This window comes from Variovorax sp. E3, from assembly GCF_016082275.1.
Classification (GTDB): domain Bacteria; phylum Pseudomonadota; class Gammaproteobacteria; order Burkholderiales; family Burkholderiaceae_C; genus Variovorax.
Window position 1 is genome coordinate 1 of the sequence record NZ_MOWM01000346.1, and the last position, 1,051, is coordinate 1,051.

Genomic DNA, 1,051 nt, shown 5'->3' on the forward strand with positions numbered 1-1,051 from the left:
CACGGTGGCGCTGCTGACGGCCGCGGGCGGCGGCCTCTGGGCCGACCGGCGCGCGCCGCTCACGGCGTGGTCCGCCGACCTGCGCACCGACACGGCCGAACGCCGGCGCTTCGTACTGGAAGACGGCAGCGACCTGCTGCTGAACGCCCGCTCGGCCGCCGACCTGTACTTCAGCTCGACGCAGCGCCTCGTGCGGCTGCGCGCAGGCGCGCTCATTGCCAGCGTGGCGGCCGACGCGTTGCGGCCCTTCGTGGTGCAGACCGCGCAGGGCACGGTGCGTGCGCTGGGCACGCGCTTCATGGTGCAGCAGGAGGCCGGGCGCACGCTGGTCTCGGTGCTGGAACACAGCGTGCGGCTGGCCCCGCGCGACGAAGGCGCCGGCATCGAACTGCCGCAGGGCGCCAGCGCGTGGCTGCACGCCGACCGCGTCGAGCCGCTGTCCGCCGCGCGCGTCGACCCGAGCGCGTGGTCCAGCGGCGTGCTCGAGGTGCACGACCAGCCGCTGGCCGATGTGCTCGACGCGCTGCGCCCCTACACGCCTGCCGTCTTGCGCGCGAGCCCCGAGGCCGCGCGCGTGCGCGTCTACGGCGTGTACCCGCTGGACCGGCCGATGCAAGTGCTGCAGGCGCTGGTGGACACGCTGCCGCTGCGCGTGCGGCGCTGGGGCGACTGGGTGGTGTACGTCGACGTTCGCGCCACATGAAGCACACATCGGCATCGATGGACTGACGGGTTTTCGAGTCCTCGCGGGACATACAGGGTTGAACGCTCCGATCAACCAGAACCGACGAGGAAGTCCGACGTGACGCTGCCCCTTCTTCCATCCACCCGCCTGCCCACTCGCCTGCCTGCGCGCAAGGCCACTCTGGCGCTGGCCGCCCTGCTCGCCTGCGCCACCACGCCGTTCGCGCAAGTGGCGCCCACGGCAACGACGGCCGCGGCGACGGCGCATGGAATGGAACCTGCCGGCCGACGAACTCGGCATCGTCCTGGCGCGCATTGCCCGCCAGGGCGGCCGCACCATCAGCGCGGCGCCCGCCCTCGTGGCCGG

The 1,051-nt window shown here is 73.5% G+C and carries 1 protein-coding gene; it reads left to right on the plus strand.

Translation table 11 applies throughout. From position 1 onward, the window contains the following. Positions 1–703 (plus strand): FecR family protein (locus tag BMG07_RS40750; RefSeq protein ID WP_198089220.1); only part of this gene is annotated, 703 nt, incomplete at its 5' end. Positions 704–1,051: the final 348 nt, after the last annotated feature.